The organism is Xanthomonas sp. DAR 80977, from assembly GCF_041240605.1.
GTDB classification, from domain to species: Bacteria; Pseudomonadota; Gammaproteobacteria; order Xanthomonadales; family Xanthomonadaceae; genus Xanthomonas_A; species Xanthomonas_A bundabergensis.
Genome location: NZ_CP162487.1, coordinates 4651398 through 4667321, shown reverse-complemented (window position 1 = coordinate 4667321; position 15924 = coordinate 4651398). Strand labels below are relative to the sequence as shown.

Annotated in this window: 16 protein-coding genes; 7 read left to right on the top strand and 9 right to left on the bottom strand. The window is 70.6% G+C overall.

Features of this window, described 5'->3' with window-relative positions:
* Position 1: 1 nt before the first annotated feature.
* From AB3X10_RS19865 to AB3X10_RS19845, 5 genes are all read right to left on the bottom strand, one after another.
* Complete coding sequence (locus tag AB3X10_RS19865) at positions 2–1018, bottom strand: 3-oxoacyl-[acyl-carrier-protein] synthase III C-terminal domain-containing protein (RefSeq protein WP_369977124.1); 1017 nt, start codon at positions 1016–1018, stop codon at positions 2–4.
* A 109-nt stretch (positions 1019–1127) separates the two neighbouring features.
* Entirely contained in the window at positions 1128–1535 is a 408-nt protein-coding gene (locus AB3X10_RS19860; RefSeq protein ID WP_369977123.1) for a GNAT family N-acetyltransferase, read from the bottom strand.
* 122 nt (positions 1536–1657) lie between these two features.
* Entirely contained in the window at positions 1658–2359 is a 702-nt protein-coding gene (locus AB3X10_RS19855) for a glycosyltransferase (protein WP_369977122.1), read from the bottom strand.
* Between the two features lie 73 nt (positions 2360–2432).
* Positions 2433–3428, bottom strand: a complete 996-nt coding sequence (locus tag AB3X10_RS19850) for an aldo/keto reductase (protein WP_369977121.1) — start codon at positions 3426–3428, stop codon at positions 2433–2435.
* Between the two features lie 248 nt (positions 3429–3676).
* Positions 3677–4759, bottom strand: coding sequence for an aldo/keto reductase (locus tag AB3X10_RS19845; RefSeq protein WP_369977120.1), 1083 nt, complete (start codon positions 4757–4759; stop codon positions 3677–3679).
* Between the two features lie 109 nt (positions 4760–4868).
* Here AB3X10_RS19845 and AB3X10_RS19840 point away from each other — a divergent pair, with 109 nt between their 5' ends.
* Both AB3X10_RS19840 and AB3X10_RS19835 read left to right on the top strand, forming a co-directional pair.
* Complete coding sequence (locus AB3X10_RS19840) at positions 4869–5768, top strand: LysR family transcriptional regulator (protein ID WP_369977119.1); 900 nt, start codon at positions 4869–4871, stop codon at positions 5766–5768.
* Positions 5769–5806: 38 nt separating this feature from the next.
* On the top strand, positions 5807–6142 hold the full coding sequence (locus tag AB3X10_RS19835; RefSeq protein WP_369977118.1) for a DUF2834 domain-containing protein: 336 nt from the start codon (positions 5807–5809) through the stop codon (positions 6140–6142).
* A 102-nt stretch (positions 6143–6244) separates the two neighbouring features.
* On the opposite strand, the gene AB3X10_RS19830 is transcribed toward AB3X10_RS19835, so the two are convergent.
* On the bottom strand, positions 6245–6814 hold the full coding sequence (locus AB3X10_RS19830) for a flavodoxin family protein (RefSeq protein ID WP_369977117.1): 570 nt from the start codon (positions 6812–6814) through the stop codon (positions 6245–6247).
* A gap of 130 nt (positions 6815–6944) precedes the next feature.
* Positions 6945–7853, bottom strand: coding sequence for a LysR family transcriptional regulator (locus tag AB3X10_RS19825; protein WP_369977116.1), 909 nt, complete (start codon positions 7851–7853; stop codon positions 6945–6947).
* A gap of 177 nt (positions 7854–8030) precedes the next feature.
* Between AB3X10_RS19825 and AB3X10_RS19820 the strand changes: the two genes are divergently transcribed.
* From AB3X10_RS19820 to AB3X10_RS19805, 4 genes are all read left to right on the top strand, one after another.
* Positions 8031–8837, top strand: coding sequence for a DODA-type extradiol aromatic ring-opening family dioxygenase (locus AB3X10_RS19820; protein ID WP_369977115.1), 807 nt, complete (start codon positions 8031–8033; stop codon positions 8835–8837).
* A 109-nt stretch (positions 8838–8946) separates the two neighbouring features.
* Positions 8947–10191, top strand: a complete 1245-nt coding sequence (locus tag AB3X10_RS19815; RefSeq protein ID WP_369977114.1) for a putative DNA modification/repair radical SAM protein — start codon at positions 8947–8949, stop codon at positions 10189–10191.
* Positions 10192–10232: 41 nt separating this feature from the next.
* The gene (locus tag AB3X10_RS19810; protein ID WP_369977113.1) at positions 10233–10400 is read left to right on the top strand and encodes a hypothetical protein; all 168 of its coding nucleotides are present in this window, start codon (positions 10233–10235) and stop codon (positions 10398–10400) included.
* Between the two features lie 339 nt (positions 10401–10739).
* Positions 10740–12182: a UdgX family uracil-DNA binding protein gene (locus tag AB3X10_RS19805; RefSeq protein ID WP_369977112.1), complete on the top strand. Its 1443-nt coding sequence runs from the start codon at positions 10740–10742 to the stop codon at positions 12180–12182.
* Positions 12183–12292: 110 nt separating this feature from the next.
* Here AB3X10_RS19805 and AB3X10_RS19800 read toward each other — a convergent pair whose 3' ends face one another.
* Both AB3X10_RS19800 and AB3X10_RS19795 read right to left on the bottom strand, forming a co-directional pair.
* Positions 12293–12838 carry a fasciclin domain-containing protein gene (locus tag AB3X10_RS19800; RefSeq protein WP_369981908.1) on the bottom strand — a complete coding sequence of 182 codons (546 nt, stop codon included), beginning with the start codon at positions 12836–12838 and terminating at the stop codon, positions 12293–12295.
* A gap of 346 nt (positions 12839–13184) precedes the next feature.
* Entirely contained in the window at positions 13185–13853 is a 669-nt protein-coding gene (locus AB3X10_RS19795) for a class I SAM-dependent methyltransferase (protein ID WP_369977111.1), read from the bottom strand.
* A 263-nt stretch (positions 13854–14116) separates the two neighbouring features.
* Here AB3X10_RS19795 and AB3X10_RS19790 point away from each other — a divergent pair, with 263 nt between their 5' ends.
* The gene (locus AB3X10_RS19790) at positions 14117–15754 is read left to right on the top strand and encodes a Na+/H+ antiporter (RefSeq protein ID WP_369977110.1); all 1638 of its coding nucleotides are present in this window, start codon (positions 14117–14119) and stop codon (positions 15752–15754) included.
* Positions 15755–15924: the final 170 nt, after the last annotated feature.

The following is a 15924-nucleotide window of genomic DNA, read 5'->3' as shown; positions in this document are numbered from 1 at the left end:
GTCAGTACCGCAGCACCGCGCCGCCGAACGCCAGCCCGGCGCCGGAGCCGACCAGCCCGATCAGGTCGCCGCGCACGATGCGGCCGCTGGCGATGGCCTGGTGCAGGGCGCCGGGGATCGACGCCGCCATCTGGTTGCCGCGCGTGCCGATCACGTCGATCAGGGTGTCCGGCGCCAACCGCAGCGCGACCTGCAGGTGGCGCAGGGCCTTGGCGCTGGCCTGGTGTGGCACGATCCGCTGCAGCTGCTCCAGCTCGACGCCGGCCGCGTGCAGCAGCCGTTGCAGGAAGCCCGGCAACTTCGCGGCGGCGAGCCGATAGGTGGCGCGGCCGTTCATTTCGAACAGCGAACCGGCGCGCAGCGCCTCCACGCCGTGTCCCAGGTGCAGGCGGGTGCCGCCGGCGCGGACCTGGCAATGCGCGATGCCTTCGGAATAGGTTTCCAGGCGCGCGGCCAGCAACTGCGAGCCGCTGTCGCCGCTGTCCGCGCCCAGCACCACGGCCGCGGCGCCGTCGCCGAACAGCGGCGCGGTGTCCACGTCGTCCCCGTTCAGTCCGGCGCTGGCGATCTCGCTGGACACGATCAGCACGCGCCGGTGGCGGCCGGCGGCGATCGCGCAGGCGGCCAGGTCCAGCGCGGCGATGAAGCTCAGGCAGGTGGCGTTGACGTCGAACGCGGGCAGCCCGCTGCCCTGCAGGCCGAGGCGGGCGTGCAGCAGCGCGGCGCTGCACGGGATCGCCTGCTCCATCAGGCTGCAGGCGGAGATCACGCAATCGATCTGGGACGGTTCCAGTTGCGCCGCCGCCAGCGCCGCGCGCGCGGCGCGTTCGCCCATCAGCGAGGCCGGCTCGTCGGCGCCGGCGTAGTGGCGCACGCCGACCCCGGCGTGGCGCAGGGTCCAGCCGGCGGGCTTGCCCCAGCGCCGGTCGAAGTCGTCCGCGCTCACCTGCCGGGCCGGCAGATAGTCGCCCGTGCCGAGGATGCGCACCGCGATGGGCCTGCTGGGGTCGACGGTCATTGCGAAAGCTCGCGCAAGGGGGGCGCAGCGTACTGCCAGCGGATCGGCGCCGGCAACCGCCCTTGGGAAGATCGCGCCGCTGTCTGCGGCTGGCGACCTCAGACAGTCCTCAATCGCGCAGCGACTTGGCGAAATACTTGGGCGCTTCGACAAAGCCTTCCCGCCGATAGAAGGCGTGCGCCCGTTGCCGCCGGCTATGGCAGTGCACCTCCAGGCGGTCGCAGCCGCGCTGCCGCGCCAGCGCCTCGCCCTCTGCCAGCAAACGCTGTCCCACCCCGGCGCCGCGCGCGCGATCGTCGACGCAGAAATAGCTGATGCGGCAGATGTCGCCGGCCAATGCCAACTGCGGCAGGAAATGCAGCGACAACACCCCCAAGACGCCGTCCCCTGCGGCGGCCACCAGCAGGGCCTCGTCCGGATGCGCCAGGAGCTGCGCCAGGCGGGCCTCGATGAAGTCCTCGGTTCCGGCGTAGTCCAGCGCCGCCATCAGCGCCACGATCGCCTGCCAGTCCGCCATCGCCGCGTTCCTGATCTCCAGGTTGCTGTTCTCGCTCATTTGCAGAGAGTAGGAAGTCGCCCGCGTTGGGCGCAACCGCTTTGCCGACCCGACGCAACCTGTGCGGACATCGGCGGTGCGCCCTAGCGCCCGCGGCGCTGCCCGTACCAGAAGCCGAGCGCGTCGCGCGAGCGCAGCATGCCGCGGCCGCGGCGCAGCAACTGCAGCAGCAGGCCCAGGTGCTCGCGCTTGCTGAAGCTGCGCAGCTTGCGGTCGGAGGTGTGCACCGGCTCGCGCAGGATCACGAAACGGCCGCGCCGGGCCAGTGCGCGGCTCAATGCCACGTCCTCGCCGGCGTAGTAGCGTTCGTCGAACCCGCCGGCGGCGTCGAACGCACTGCGCGTGCAGAACAGGAAGCAGCCCGGGGCGATGCCGGTGCGGCGGAACAACCAGCCGAACAGGGTTTGCGCCACGCGTTCGTGCCAGGCGATGGCGCCGAGCAACTGCACCTGCGCGCCGCCGCCGACCGCACCGGTGTGCAGCGCGCGCAGGGCCGCCGCCAGCAGCGGGGTGTTGACGCGGGTGTCGGCATCGACGAACAGCAGATAGCGGCCGCGGCTGGCGGCGGCGCCGGCATTGCGCGTGGCGGCGATGTGCCGCAGCTGCACCTCCAGCACCTGCGCGCCGTGGCGTTGCGCGATCTGCGCGGTGGCGTCGCTGCAGGCGTCGGCGACCACCAGGGTTTCGAAGTCCAGGCGCAGCGCCTGCGCGGCGACGTGCAGCGACGCCAGGGTGTCGCCGATGAGGGCGGCTTCGTCGTGGGCGGGGACGATGAACGAGATCACGCCCCGCATCATGCGACGGGCGGTGCGGCGCGGGCAAATCGGCCCACGCCGCACCGCCGTCGCGCGGCAGCGCTCAGCGCTGCAACGCGGCCATCATCGCCGGCGGGTAGCGGGTGCCGGCGGCGGCGTCGGCCGGGAAGATCGCCTCGATCTGCGCGCGTTCTTCCGCGCTCAGCGTCACCTGCAGCGCGCCCAGGTTCTCTTCCAGGTAGGCCAGGCGCTTGGTGCCCGGGATCGGCACCAGGTCCTCGCCCTGCGCCAGCACCCAGGCCAGCGCCAGCTGGCCGGGGGTCACGCCCTTGGCCTGGGCCAGGGTGCGCACCTGTTCCACCAGCTGCAGGTTGCGGGCGAAGTTCTCGCCCTGGAAGCGCGGCGAGTGGCGGCGGTAGTCGTCGGCCTCGAAGTCCTCCGGCGAGCGGATCGCCCCGGTCAGGAAGCCGCGGCCCAGCGGCGAGTAGGGCACGAAGCCGATGCCCAGCTCGCGCACGGTGGCGAACACGCCGTCGCTCTCCGGGTCGCGCGACCACAGCGAGTACTCGCTCTGCAGCGCGGTGATCGGGTGCACCGCATGCGCGCGGCGGATGGTCGCGGCGGCGGCCTCGGACAGGCCGAGGAAGCGCACCTTGCCCTGTTCCACCAGCCGCGCCATCGCGCCGACGGTGTCCTCGATCGGCACGGTCGGGTCGACCCGGTGCTGGTAGTACAGGTCGATGTGGTCCACGCCCAGGCGCTGCAGGCTGGCCTCGCAGGCGGCCTGCACGTACTCGGGGCGGCCGTCGATGCCGCGCGCGGCCGGATCGTTCGGGTCCAGCTTGATCCCGAACTTGGTGGCCAGGAACGCCTGGTCGCGGCGCCCGGCCAGCGCCTTGCCGACCAGCACTTCGTTGGTGTGCGGGCCGTACATGTCGGCGGTATCGATCAGGGTGACGCCGTGGTCCAGCGCGGCATGGATCACCGCGATCGCGGCGGCATCGTCGCTGCGGCCGCCGTAGAACGCGCTCATGCCCATGCAGCCGAGGCCGAGGGCGGACACGCGGGGGCCGTTGCGGCCGAGGGTGCGGGTTTGCATCGGGAAGCTCCTGGTGGGAGGTGGGGGGAAGATGAAACGGGAGAACGATGCGGTGCGGACCGTGTCGTCGCGCGGGGCGCAGAGGATGCGAGCGCCACGTCGCGGTGCGTTATCGCGATCGCGCAGGATTCTTGTCCGATCCTGCAAACGCGCCGTGCCGCACCGCGACTTGCGCAGACGCCGACCATGCCATGGCGGACGTTTGCGCAAGGTCAGCGCCGCGTTCGCCCACGCGGCGGTGGCCGCGTTCAGGGCGCCGGCGAGCGCGGCTGCAGGCGGGTGCCGCCGGACACCAGCTGCCGCGGCATCGGCAGGCGCACGAATGCGTGCGGGAACGGATGCGCCACCGCGCTGACCGCGTCCAGCCGCTGCAGCTGCTGCGCGTCCAGCTGCAGCTCCAGCGCGCCGAGGTTGTCGTCCAGCTGCGCCAGGGTGCGTGCGCCGACGATCGGGATCGCGCCGCCGCCAGGCCGCTGCAGCAGCCAGGCCAGCGCCACCTGCGCCGGCGAATGGCCGATCTCCGCGGCGACCTGTTTGACCACGTCGGCGATGTCCAGCGCACGTTCGGTCAGCATCTCGTGCGCATGCGCGGCATCGCCGCGCTCGGCGCTGGCCTGGCCATCGGCGGCGCGGCGCTGCACCGCGGCCAGGTCCTGGCGGCTGTACTTGCCGGTCAGGATGCCCATGGTCAGCGGCGACCAGGCCAGCACGCCCAGGCCCAGCGCCTCGGCCATCGGCACCAGCTCGGCTTCGACCGTGCGCTGCGCCAGGCTGTATTCGATCTGCAGCGCCACCAGCGGCGACCAGCCGCGCAGGTCGGCCAGGGTCTGCATCCGCGCCACCTGCCAGGCCGGCGTGTCGGAGATGCCGGCGTAGACGATCTTGCCGGCGCGGACCAGGTCGTCGAAGCCGCGCATCACTTCCTCCACCGGCGTGGTGTCGTCCCAGATGTGCAGGTACAGCAGGTCCAGGTAGTCGGTACGCAGCCGCTTCAGGCTGGCCTCCACCGACTGCAGCAGGTTCTTGCGGTGGTTGCCGCCGCCGTTGGGGTCGCCGGGGAAGGGGTTGAGGGTGTACTTGCTGGCGATCACCAGGCGGTCGCGGCGGCCTTCGGCGAACTTGCCGAGCAGGGTCTCGGAACTGCCGTTGGTATAGGTGTTGGCGGTGTCGATGAAATTGCCGCCATGGTCGACGTAGCGCGCGAACAGGCGCCCGGCTTCGGCGGCGTCGGCGCCCCAGCCCCAGTCGTTGCCGAAGGTCATCGTGCCCAGCGAAATGGGGCTGACGCGCAGGCCGGAGCGGCCGAGCAGGCGGTAGTGGTCGAGCGACATGGGGAGCTTCCTGGCGAGCGGATCGGAACCGCGGGAGGCGCAGGATGCGCCGCCCGACCAAGACGATAAACTGGCATAGTCTTCATCTTCCTTGAAGTTGAGCTTCACAATGGCCGCCAGTCCCCTCCCTGCCGTGGTCGCCTTCGCCCGCGTCGCCCACCACGCCAGCTTTACCCGCGCCGCCGACGAACTCGGCGTCTCGGCCTCGGCCTTGTCGCAGACGGTGCGCGCGCTGGAGGCGCAGCTGGGTGTGCGCCTGCTGCACCGGACCACGCGGCGGGTGGCGCTGAGCGAACATGGCGCGCGCTTCCTGGAACGGGTACGGCCGGGCCTGGCGCAGATCGAGGCGGCGTTCCTGGACCTGGACACGGTGCGCGAGCGCCCGGCCGGGCGCCTGCGCATCACCTTGCCGCGGGTGGTGGCCGACCAGCTGGTGATGCCGTGGCTGCCGTCGTTCCTGGCGCGCTATCCGCAGATCGAAGTGGAGCTGTGCGTGGATCCGGCCCTGGTGGACGTGGTGGCCGAGGGCTTCGACGCCGGCATCCGCCTCGGCGAGTGCCTGGCGCGCGACATGATCGCGGTGCCGCTGGGGCCGATGCAGCGCCAGGTGATCTGCGCCGCTCCGGCCTATTTCCGGCGCCATCGGCCGCCGCAGACCCCGGCCGACCTGGTCGACCACGACTGCATCGTGCACCGCATGAGCAATGGCCGGCGCATGGCCTGGGAGTTCACCCGCGACGGCCGCGATTTCGAGGTGGAGGTGAGCGGCACCCTGGTGTTCAACGACAGCGCCCTGACCCATGCCGCCGCGCTGGCCGGCATGGGCCTGGCGCAGGGGTTCGAATCGGTGGTCGCCGACGACGTCGCCGCCGGCCGCCTGGTGCGCGTGCTCGACGACTGGCAGCAGCCCTTCGCCGGCTTCTACCTCTACTATCCGGCGCGCGAACACCTGGCGCCGAAGCTGCGCGCGTTCATCGACCACATGCGCGCGGCGAACGCGCCGGGGTGAGGTTAAGCTCGCGCTGACTCGTTGCAGGAGCCGGCGCGATGCGTGGCCTCTACCTGGGATTGTGCGTGGTCGGAACGGTGTTGCCGCTCGCGGCTTTCTGGCCTTGGCTGCAGCACTACGGACTCGACTTGCCTTTGTTGCTGCGCCAGATCGTGGCCTCGCCGCCATCGCTTTTCGCCTGGTGCGATGTGCTGGTCGCGGCCATGACGGTGATCGCACTGGTGTTGGTCGAGGGCCGTCGCCTGGGCATGCGCAGGCGTTGGCTACCGATCGTGGCGCTGCTGACGGTCGGCGTGTCGCTGGCGCTGCCCTTGTTCCTGTGGATGCGCGAGCGGCAGCTGGCGGTTGCCCGCGACGCGGGCAAGGGGACGTGACCGAGACGGCATGGCCGTACGGCCAGGCATGCGTCGCGGGCGACGATCCGCTGTCGGGGCGGTCGCGTCGCCACCGTTGCGGTGGCGACGCAGTCACGCGGCTCAGCCCTTGAGCTTGGCCGCGTATTCGGCCACGCGCTTGCCGAGCAGGCGCGCGGTTTCCAGGTCGCCGGCACGCGGCGCCTCGTCCGGCGAGGCGTCCGACGGCGAGACCGCCAGCGCGCCGCCGAAGCCGGCGGTCCAGTTCACGTCGGCCGGGCCGTGCGCCTTGGTGTTGGCCGGCGGCAGGCCGGTGCCGACCCAGATCTGGCCGTGCTGCTGCGACAGGGTCCAGAAGTATTCGATGGTGGAGAACTTGTCGCCGTTGACCGAGGCCGAGTTGGTGAAGCCGGCGGCGACCTTGTCCTTCCACGCCTGCGTGAACCACGGCTTGGAGCTGGCGTCGGCGAACTTCTTGAACTGCCAGGCCGGGCCGCCCATGTAGGTCGGGCTGCCATAGACGATCGCATCGGCCTGGCCGATGGCCTCCCAGGCGTCGTCCGGCAGGTTGCCGTCCTGGTCGATGCGGTACAGCGTGGCCTCGCCGACGCTGGCGGCGCCGGCGTGCACGGCCTCGGCCTGCTTGACGGTATGGCCGTAGCCGCTGAAATAGACGATCGCGATCTTGCTCATGGGCGAACTCCTGGAATGAAGGGGAAGGGGCGAAGCGCGGGCATTGTGCGCATGCGCCGCCGCTCCGATCATCGCCACGCGCAGGATGTTGTGTCCGACCGGTGGCCGCGGCGTAGCGGCCGCGCGCGGATCAGGACGCCGCGGCGCCGCGCATCTCGCGCTCGATGCCGACCTCGACCAGGTAGTCGATGAAGCTGCGCACCTTCGGCGCCAGGTGGCTGCGGCTGGCATAGACCGCGTAGACGCCGATCGGGGCGAGCTGGTGGTCGGGCAGCACGCGCACCAGGCGGCCGTCCTCCAGCGCCTCCTGGGCGATGAAGTCCGGTTGCAGGACCAGGCCCATGCCGGCAATGGCGGCCTCGCGCAGCACGTCGCCGCTGTTGGCGCGCAATCCGCCCTGCACGCGCACCCGGGTCTCGCCGTCGGGGCCGTGCAGGGCGATCTCGTCCAGCGGCACGTAGCTGTAGGTCAGGAATTCGTGGCCGGCGATGTCGGCGGCCAGGCGCGGTGTGCCGGCGCGCTGCAGGTAGGCCGGCGCGGCGTACAGGTGGACCTGGGCCTCGCCGAGCCTGCGCGCGATCAGCGTCGGCGCCACCTGGCGGGTGATGCGGATCGCCATGTCGTAGCCTTCCTCGACGATGTCCACCAGCCGGTCCGACAGCGACAGGTCCAGCGCCACCTGCGGGTAGCGCGCGCGGTAGCCGGCCAGGCGCGGCCCCAGCCGGGCGATGCCGAAGCTGAAGGGGGCGTTGATCCGCAGCGTGCCGGACGGGGTCAGCGCCTGTTCGCCGACCGCCGCCTCCATGTCGTCGAACTCGGCCAGCAGCACCTGGCAGCGCTGGTAGTAGGCAGTGCCGACGCTGCTCGGGCTGACCCGGCGGGTGGTGCGGTTGAGCAGGCGCAGGCCCAGCCGCTTCTCCAGCCAGGCCACCTGCCGGGTGACGCTGGCGGTGGACATGCCCAGCGCGTCGGCGGCGGCGTTGAAGCCGTTGCGGTCGATCACGGTGACGAACACGCGCATCGCCTCCAGCGTATCCATTGTTGCCGTTCCTGAAATATATATCCGGTCGGAGGGTAATTTATCGCCCCCTGCGTCGGGAATACCCTGTGTTCCTGCTGCCATGGCCGCGCCGCGCGGCCGCTGCGCGCCGGCGTCGCCGGCCCGGCGACATCCGGTCGCCGGCTGCAGCGCCTCGTCCTCCTGGAGAAACCCGTCATGTCCCGTCTGCCCTCGCTGTACATCTCGCACGGCTCGCCGATGACCGCGCTGCATCCGGGCCTGGTCGGCGCCCGGCTGGCCGAGCTGGCGGCGGCGCTGCCGCGTCCGCGCGCCATCGTGGTGGCGTCGGCGCACTGGCTGGGGCGGCGGCCGCTGGTCGGCGCGGCGGCGCAGCCGCAGACCATCCACGACTTCGGCGGCTTCCCGCGCGAACTGCACGAGATGCAGTACCCGGCGCCGGGCGCGCCGGCGCTGGCGCGCGAGGTCGCCGAGCGGCTCGAGCGCGCCGGCCTGCAGCCCTACGTGGACGAGCGCCGCGGCCTGGACCATGGCGTGTGGGTGCCGCTGTCGCTGCTGTACCCGCAGGCCGACATCCCGGTGCTGCCGCTGTCGATCCAGCCGGAACTGGGGCCGGCGCACCAGCTGGCGATGGGCCGCGCGCTGGCGCCGCTGCGCGAGGAGGGCGTGCTGCTGGTCGGCTCGGGCAGCATCACCCACAACCTGCACGACTTCGGCCGCTACGCCGAGGGCAAGGACGCGCCCTACGTGCGCCCGTTCATCGACTGGGTGGAGCAGGCCTTGCGGCGCGAGGACCTGCCGGCCCTGCTCGACTACCGCCGCCAGGCGCCGTTCGCCGAACGCGCGCATCCCACCGACGAGCATTGGCTGCCGATCTACTTCGCGATGGGCGCGGCCGGCGAGGCTGGACTGGGCGCGCAGCGCATCGATGCCGGCATCGACGCCGGGCTGCTGGCGATGGACCTGTACCGCTTCGACGGCGCGGCGCAGCGCGCCGCGGCCTGAGCGCGACCGCAAGCATCGCGCCGCCGCGCGCCTGAGCGGTTCATCGCGGTGAAGGAAAAGACGCATCGCCGTCTCACAGGCTGAGACGGCAGGCGGGCATCGTCCGCGGGTGAATACCCTCGAAAAGCTCGCCGTGCTCGCCGACGCGGCCAAATACGACGCCTCCTGCGCCTCCAGCGGCGCGGACAAGCGCCATTCGCTGCGCAGCGGCGGCATCGGCAGCACCGAGGGCATGGGCATCTGCCATTCGTACACGCCGGATGGCCGCTGCGTGTCGCTGCTGAAGATCCTGCTGACCAACTTCTGCGTGTTCGATTGCGCGTACTGCGTCAACCGCGTGTCCAGCAACGTGCGCCGCGCGCGCTTCGCCCCGGCCGAGGTGGTGAAGCTGACCCTGGACTTCTACAAGCGCAACTACATCGAGGGCCTGTTCCTGTCCAGCGGCATCATCCGCAACAGCGACTACACGATGGAGCAGCTGGTGGAGGTGGCGCGGCAGTTGCGCGAGGAACACCGCTTCGCCGGCTACATCCATCTCAAGACCATTCCCGATGCGGCGCCGGAACTGCTGGCCGCGGCCGGCCGCTACGCCGACCGGCTCAGCATCAACGTCGAGCTGCCGACCGAACAGGGCCTGACCCGGCTGGCGCCGGAAAAGAGCGTCGGCGGCATCCGCGCGGCGATGGGCGAGCTGCGCTGGCGCATCGAGGAAAGCAAGGAGGCGCGCAAGGCCGAGCGCAAGCTCAGCGCCAAGCCGCCGCGTTTCGCGCCGGCCGGGCAGAGCACGCAGATGATCGTCGGCGCCGACGCGGCCGACGACCGCGCGATCCTGCGCACCAGCCACAATCTCTACGGCAATTACCGGCTGCGCCGGGTCTACTACTCCGCGTTCAGCCCGATCCCCGATGCGTCGTCGAAATTGCCGCTGCAGGCGCCGCCGCTGCAGCGCGAGCATCGCCTGTACCAGGCCGACTGGCTGCTGCGCTTCTACGATTTCTCGGTGGAGGAGATCGCGCCGGAGGCGGCTAGCGGCATGCTCGATCTGGACGTGGATCCGAAGCTGGCCTGGGCGCTGCGCCATCCGGAGCGGTTTCCGGTGGATCTGAATACGGCGGCGCGGGAGATGCTGTTGCGGGTGCCGGGCCTGGGCACGCGCAACGTGGAGCGTTTGTTGCTGTCGCGGCGGCATGCGCGGTTGCGGGTGGAGGATCTGGCGCGGTTGCGGATGCCGATGAAGAAGGTGCTGCCGTTCGTCAGTGTGGTGGATCATCATCCGCGGCGGCGCTTGGACGATCCGCAGCGGTTGCGGGCGCAGTTGGCGCCGGCGCCGCGGCAGGGTGGGTTGTTTGATTGACTTGATTGGGGGGCGTTGTGGGGGTTGGGCTGCTGCGATGGTTGCCGCAGCCGCAGCCGCAGCCGCAACTGCAACTGCAGCTGCAGCTGCAACTGCAACTGCAGGAGCAACTGCAACTGCAACTGCAGGAGCAAGATCAAGAGCTTTCGCGCCTGTTGGCGCGAGTCACTTTTGTCTTGGCAAAAGTAACCAAAACCGCTCCCGCCTGACACGAGCCGGTGCGATACCGCCGCACCGGTGCCCTGCGCTCCTCGCGCCGAGCGGCACGGCGCCCAAACTCGCTTCGCTCAGACAAGGGCGCCTCTTCGGCCGCTCGCCACTGCGGTGCTCGGCTCGCTTTAAGGCGGGAAGTTTCAACAGCAAAATCACCGGCAACAGCAACAGCAACAGCAACAGCAACAGCAACGGCAATAGCAACGGCAATAGCAACGGCAATAGCAACGGCGGAAGCGGCGGCGGAAGCGGCGTCGGCAATTGCGGTCGCTGCTGCGGCGGTTGCGCTGTGGTCTTCCGCTTTGGATTTGGTGGGGCGATGCGGGGGCTGGGCCGTGTTCCAGGCTGAGGTGGTGCCGCCGTGGAGTCTGGAGGCGTGGCGGGCGGCGGCGCGGGCGGCGTGGTGTGCGCAGGTGGCGCCGGAGATGGTGGTCTGGGACGGGGATGCGCAGGGCGGGTTGCTGGCCGGGACCGATGTGGCCACGTTGCCGGCGGCGGTGGCGGCGCCGCGGGTGTCGGCGGAGTTCCTGGCGTTGGCCGGGGCGGTGCTGTGCCATCGCGATCCGCAGCGGCATGCGTTGCTGTATCGGTTGCTGTGGCGTATCGCGTCCGGCGAGCGCGCGCTGTTGCAGCGGGTCACCGATGCCGATGTGCACAGGGCGCAGCAGTGGACGCAGGCGGTGCGGCGCGACAGCCACAAGATGAAGGCGTTCGTGCGCTTCCGCGAGCTGCCCGGCGAGGACGAGGCGTTCGTCGCCTGGTTCGAGCCGGAGCACCACATCGTCGATCGCATCGCGCCGTTCTTCGCGCGGCGCTTCGCCGGCATGCGCTGGGCGATCCTCACGCCGTACCGCAGCGTGCGCTGGGACGGCGCCGCGCTGCAGTTCGGCGCCGGCGCGCAGCGCGCCGATGCGCCGGCCGACGACGCGCAGGATGCGCTGTGGCGCACCTACTACGCCAACATCTTCAATCCTGCGCGGCTCAATCCGAGCATGATGCGCCAGGAGATGCCGCAGAAGTACTGGAAGAACCTGCCGGAAACCCGCTTGCTGCCGGAGCTGATCCGCGATGCCGGGCAGCGCGTGCGCGCCATGGCCGAGCGCGCGCCGGAGCCGGTGCGCCGGCGCGTTCCCGCGCCGCCGCCGCCGGCCGTTATCGAAGCCGAGGGCAGCCTGGACGCGTTGCGTGCCGCGGCGCGCGACTGCCGGCGCTGCGCGCTGTGGCAGCCCGCCACGCAGACCGTGTTCGGCGAGGGGCCGCACGACGCGGCGGTGATGGTGGTGGGCGAGCAGCCCGGCGACGAGGAGGACCTGAGCGGGCGGCCGTTCGTCGGTCCGGCCGGGCGCCTGTTCGATCGCGCGCTGGGCGAGCTCGGCATCGCCCGCGCCGGGCTGTACGTGACCAATGCGGTCAAGCACTTCCGCTTCGAGCAGCGCGGCAAGGCGCGGCTGCACCGCAATCCCGAACGCGCGCAGGTCGAGGCCTGCCGCTTCTGGCTGGCCGGCGAGCTGGCGCGGGTGCGGCCGCGTGTCGTGCTGTGCCTGGGCGCGACCGCGGCGCGCGCGGTGCTGGGCAACGGCTTTGCGCTGATGGCGCAGCGCGGGCAATGGCAGGCGCTGGCCGACGGCACCCGCGCCCTGGCCACCGTGCATCCGTCATGGGTGCTGCGCCATCGCGGCGGCGATGCGGCCGATACCGCCTATCTAGGCTTCTTGCACGACTTGCGCGTTCTTGCAGAGCAGACGCAGGCGCCGCGCGGAGTCAGTGCCGGCGACTGACCGCATGCGCGAGTCCGCCCGTCGTTGGGGTGGGCCAGCCAAAAAAAATCACGCAAAACGGGGACGGCCGTAGCCGTCCCCGCGATGCCAATACACCCCCCGACGTGTGCTTACGGCATCAAAACCTTGTCCACCACATGGATCACGCCATTGCTCTGCATCACGTCTGCGGTGGTGACGTGCGCGGTATTGCCCTTGCTGTCGGTGAGGGTGACCTTGCCGCCGCGGGTCTTGGCGATGAGCGTTTCGCCCTGCACGGTGGTCAGCCTGGCGCTGCCGCCGCCGGCCTTGATCTGCGCCAGCAGCGTCGCCGCATCGAGCTTGCCGGCGACCACGTGATAGGTCAGCACCTGGGTCAGCTTGTCCTTGTTCTCGGGTTTGAGCAGCGTGTCCACCGTGCCCGCCGGCAGTGCGGCGAAGGCGGCGTTGGTCGGCGCGAACACGGTGAACGGGCCTGCGCCCTTCAGCGTGTCCACCAGGCCGGCGGCCTTGACCGCGGCGACCAGGGTCGTGTGGTCCTTGGAGTTGACCGCGTTGTCGATGATGTCCTTGGTCGCGTACATCGGCGCGCCGCCGACCATCGGATTCGGCTTGGCCTCGGTCATCGCCGCATGGTCGTGCATCGCGGCTTGGCCGGTGTCGGCCATGGCGGGCATCGAGACGAGGCCGGCGAGGGCAAGGGCCAGCAGTTGGATCTTCATGGGATTGCTCCTTTAGGGGATGCGCGGCCAGTCGACCGTGCCTAAGCGTTACGGCGGCAGCACCGGCGCGGTTGCATCACGCCGCCCAGATAATGATGAATGGGCATCTCCGGCGGGTGTCGTCCCGTCGCCATGCGCAGTCCTGGCAGGCGCGCCTGCGCACAGGCGCAGACGCTGCAACAGGCAGGGCTGCGCTCGACGACGTGTGCCCTATCGCAACGCGTGTTGCGTTATCGGTACTGACGCGCGCAGTGCCGCTTGCCAGTGCTGGCAAGCGCAGGACGGACAAAGCGCCGTCGGCTCAGCCGCGCTGCAGCACGTAGCTGTTCTCGAAGCCATGCGCGCAGCCCAGCACATGGAAACCGTTGAAGTAGCCGGTGGCGCGGAGCAGGTCGACCGCCGGGCCGACTTCCGGCGAGTGCTGGTGGTCGCCGTAGTCGTCGAACACCACGAACCCGCCGGTCACCACGCTGGGCCCGTACAGCAGGAAATCCAGCAGCACGTTGCGCCCGGTGTGGCCGCCGTCGATATGCAGCAGCGCCACTTCCGGCTTCATGTTGTAGAAGTGCTGGGCGCAGAACTCCGAGTAGCCGCGGATGAACTGCGCATTGGGCAGCAGCAGCTGCCGATAGTGGTTGAATTCCTCGAACTGGTTGGGCAGGGCGAACGGATCCAGGCCGATCACCCGGCGCTGGCGATTGCTGACCTCGTTCATCAGCACCAGCGACTTGCCCTTCCACACGCCGATCTCCACCAGGTCGCCGGGCACGCCCTCCAGCAGCAGGCACAGGTAGCCCAGCAGCCGCACGTGGTCGTGGAACGACAGCTCGCGGCGCGGCATCGCCTGGTCGGCGGGCAGGCTCGCCTGGGCCTGCTCGAAGTGCTGGCCGATCAGGTTCCAGACCTGCGAGACGCTGTCGCCGACCGCCTGGTCGTCGATGAATGCATTGAGCTCTTGAATGGTCAGCATGGGTTCTCCGACGGCGACGCTGCGCAGGGTTCGGTGTGGCATGGGGCGGATCGATACTAGCGCGTGCCGCGGTCCGGCCGGGGAGTGCAGGTTGCGCCGCGACCGCGGCACCGCGCCAGCGGGGGTGTGCGGGCCGCCGCAGACGCGCCGCCGCCTAAATGCCGCGCGCCGCTGCCACTGGACATCGCGCCTGCGGTGCGCTTTGCTTGCCGCTTCCCCCATTCATGGTGCGCGCCTGGCGCGGCGGCGCCGTCCGGACGAGCATGCATTCGATCGAAGTGGTGTTGGCGATGTTGCTGGCGGTGGTGGCCAGCGGCTATCTGGTGCGCGTGCTGCCGTTCTCGCTGCCGTTGCCGTTGGTGCAGATCGGCCTGGGCGCGGTCATCGCCGGGGTGTTCAAGAAGGGCTACGCGCTGGAGCCGGAGCTGTTCTTCCTGCTGTTCCTGCCGCCGCTGCTGTTCCTGGACGGCTGGCGCATCCCCAAGCAGGGCCTGTTCCGCGACAAGGGCGCGATCCTGGAACTGGCGCTGGGGCTGGTGGTGTTCACCGTGGTCGGCGCCGGCTTCCTGATCCACTGGATGATTCCGGCGATGCCGCTGGCGGTGGCGTTCGCGCTGGCCGCGGTGGTGTCGCCGACCGATCCGATCGCGGTGTCCTCGATCGCCGCGCGGGCGCCGATCCCGAAGCGGCTGATGCACATCCTGGAGGGCGAATCGCTGCTCAACGATGCGTCCGGCCTGGTCTGCTTCCAGTTCGCGGTGGCCGCGGCGATGACCGGCACGTTCTCGCTGGCCGACGCTTCGCTGACCTTCCTGTGGGTGGCGCTGGTCGGCGTCGCCGCCGGCATCGGCGTGACCCTGGGCGCCAGCCTGGCGCAGCGCTGGGTCTGGCGCCAGGTCGGCGAGGAGCCGGGCGCGGCGATCCTGGTCAACCTGCTGCTGCCGTTCGCCGCCTACCTGCTGGCCGAGGCGATCAACGCCTCCGGCATCCTCGCCGCGGTCGCCGCCGGCATCAGCATGAGCTACGTGGAGCTGAGCGGCCGCGCCCCGGGCAGCATGCGCGTGCAGCGCTCGGCGGTGTGGGACATGGTCCAGTTCACCCTCAACGGCATCATGTTCGTGCTGCTCGGCGAGCAGTTGCCGGGCATCGTGCAGGGCGCGGTGCACAACATCGACGAGGCCGGGCATCTCAATCCGTGGTGGCTGCTGGGCTACGCGCTGGCGATCTACCTGGGCCTGTTGCTGCTGCGCTTCGTGTGGGTGTGGCTGTCGCTGCGCTGGAACCTGCTCAAGGCACGGCGCCGCGGCGAGGCCCAGCCCAGCCCGCCGTCGCGGATCATCGTGGCCACCTCGCTGGCCGGCGTGCGCGGCGCGATCACCCTGGCCGGCGTGCTGACCCTGCCGCTGCTGCTGCCCAATGGCGCCGCGTTCCCGGCGCGCGACCTGGTGATCTTCCTGGCCAGCGCGGTGATCGTGACCTCGCTGCTGGTCGCCAGCGTGGCGCTGCCGCGGCTGCTGCGCGGCCTGGAACTGCCGGAGGAGCCCAGCGACCGCCTGGAGGAGGACCTGGCGCGGCGCGAATCCTCGCGCGCGGCGCTGGCGGCGGTGGAGAAGCTGCGCCAGCGGCTGGTGCACGACAGCGAGCACGCCGATCTCTACAACGAGGCGGCGATCCGGGTCAGCGCCCTGTACCAGCGCCACCTCGACCACGGCGAGGCGATGGAGAGCGATCCGGAAGAGGCGCGGCGGCTGGACGACGTGCTGCGCCAGCTGCGCCACGCCGGCCTGCAGGCCGAGCGCCAGGAGCTGTTCAAGCTGACCCGCCAGCGCAGGATCTCCGACGAGATCGCGCGCCGGCTGATCCGCAACCTGGATCTGCTGGAGGCGCGGCGGAAGAGTTGAATGCCGGGATTGGGGATTCGGGATTCGGGATTTGAAGGGCGCTGCGCTGGAGGCTGGCGTTGGTTGCGGACGCGCTACTTGCCATGCTCGTGACGATGTGGCTGCTAGGCTTTTCGAATCCCCAATCCCCAATCCCCGCTCCATCACTATCCCGCATGCGGGAGACTGCT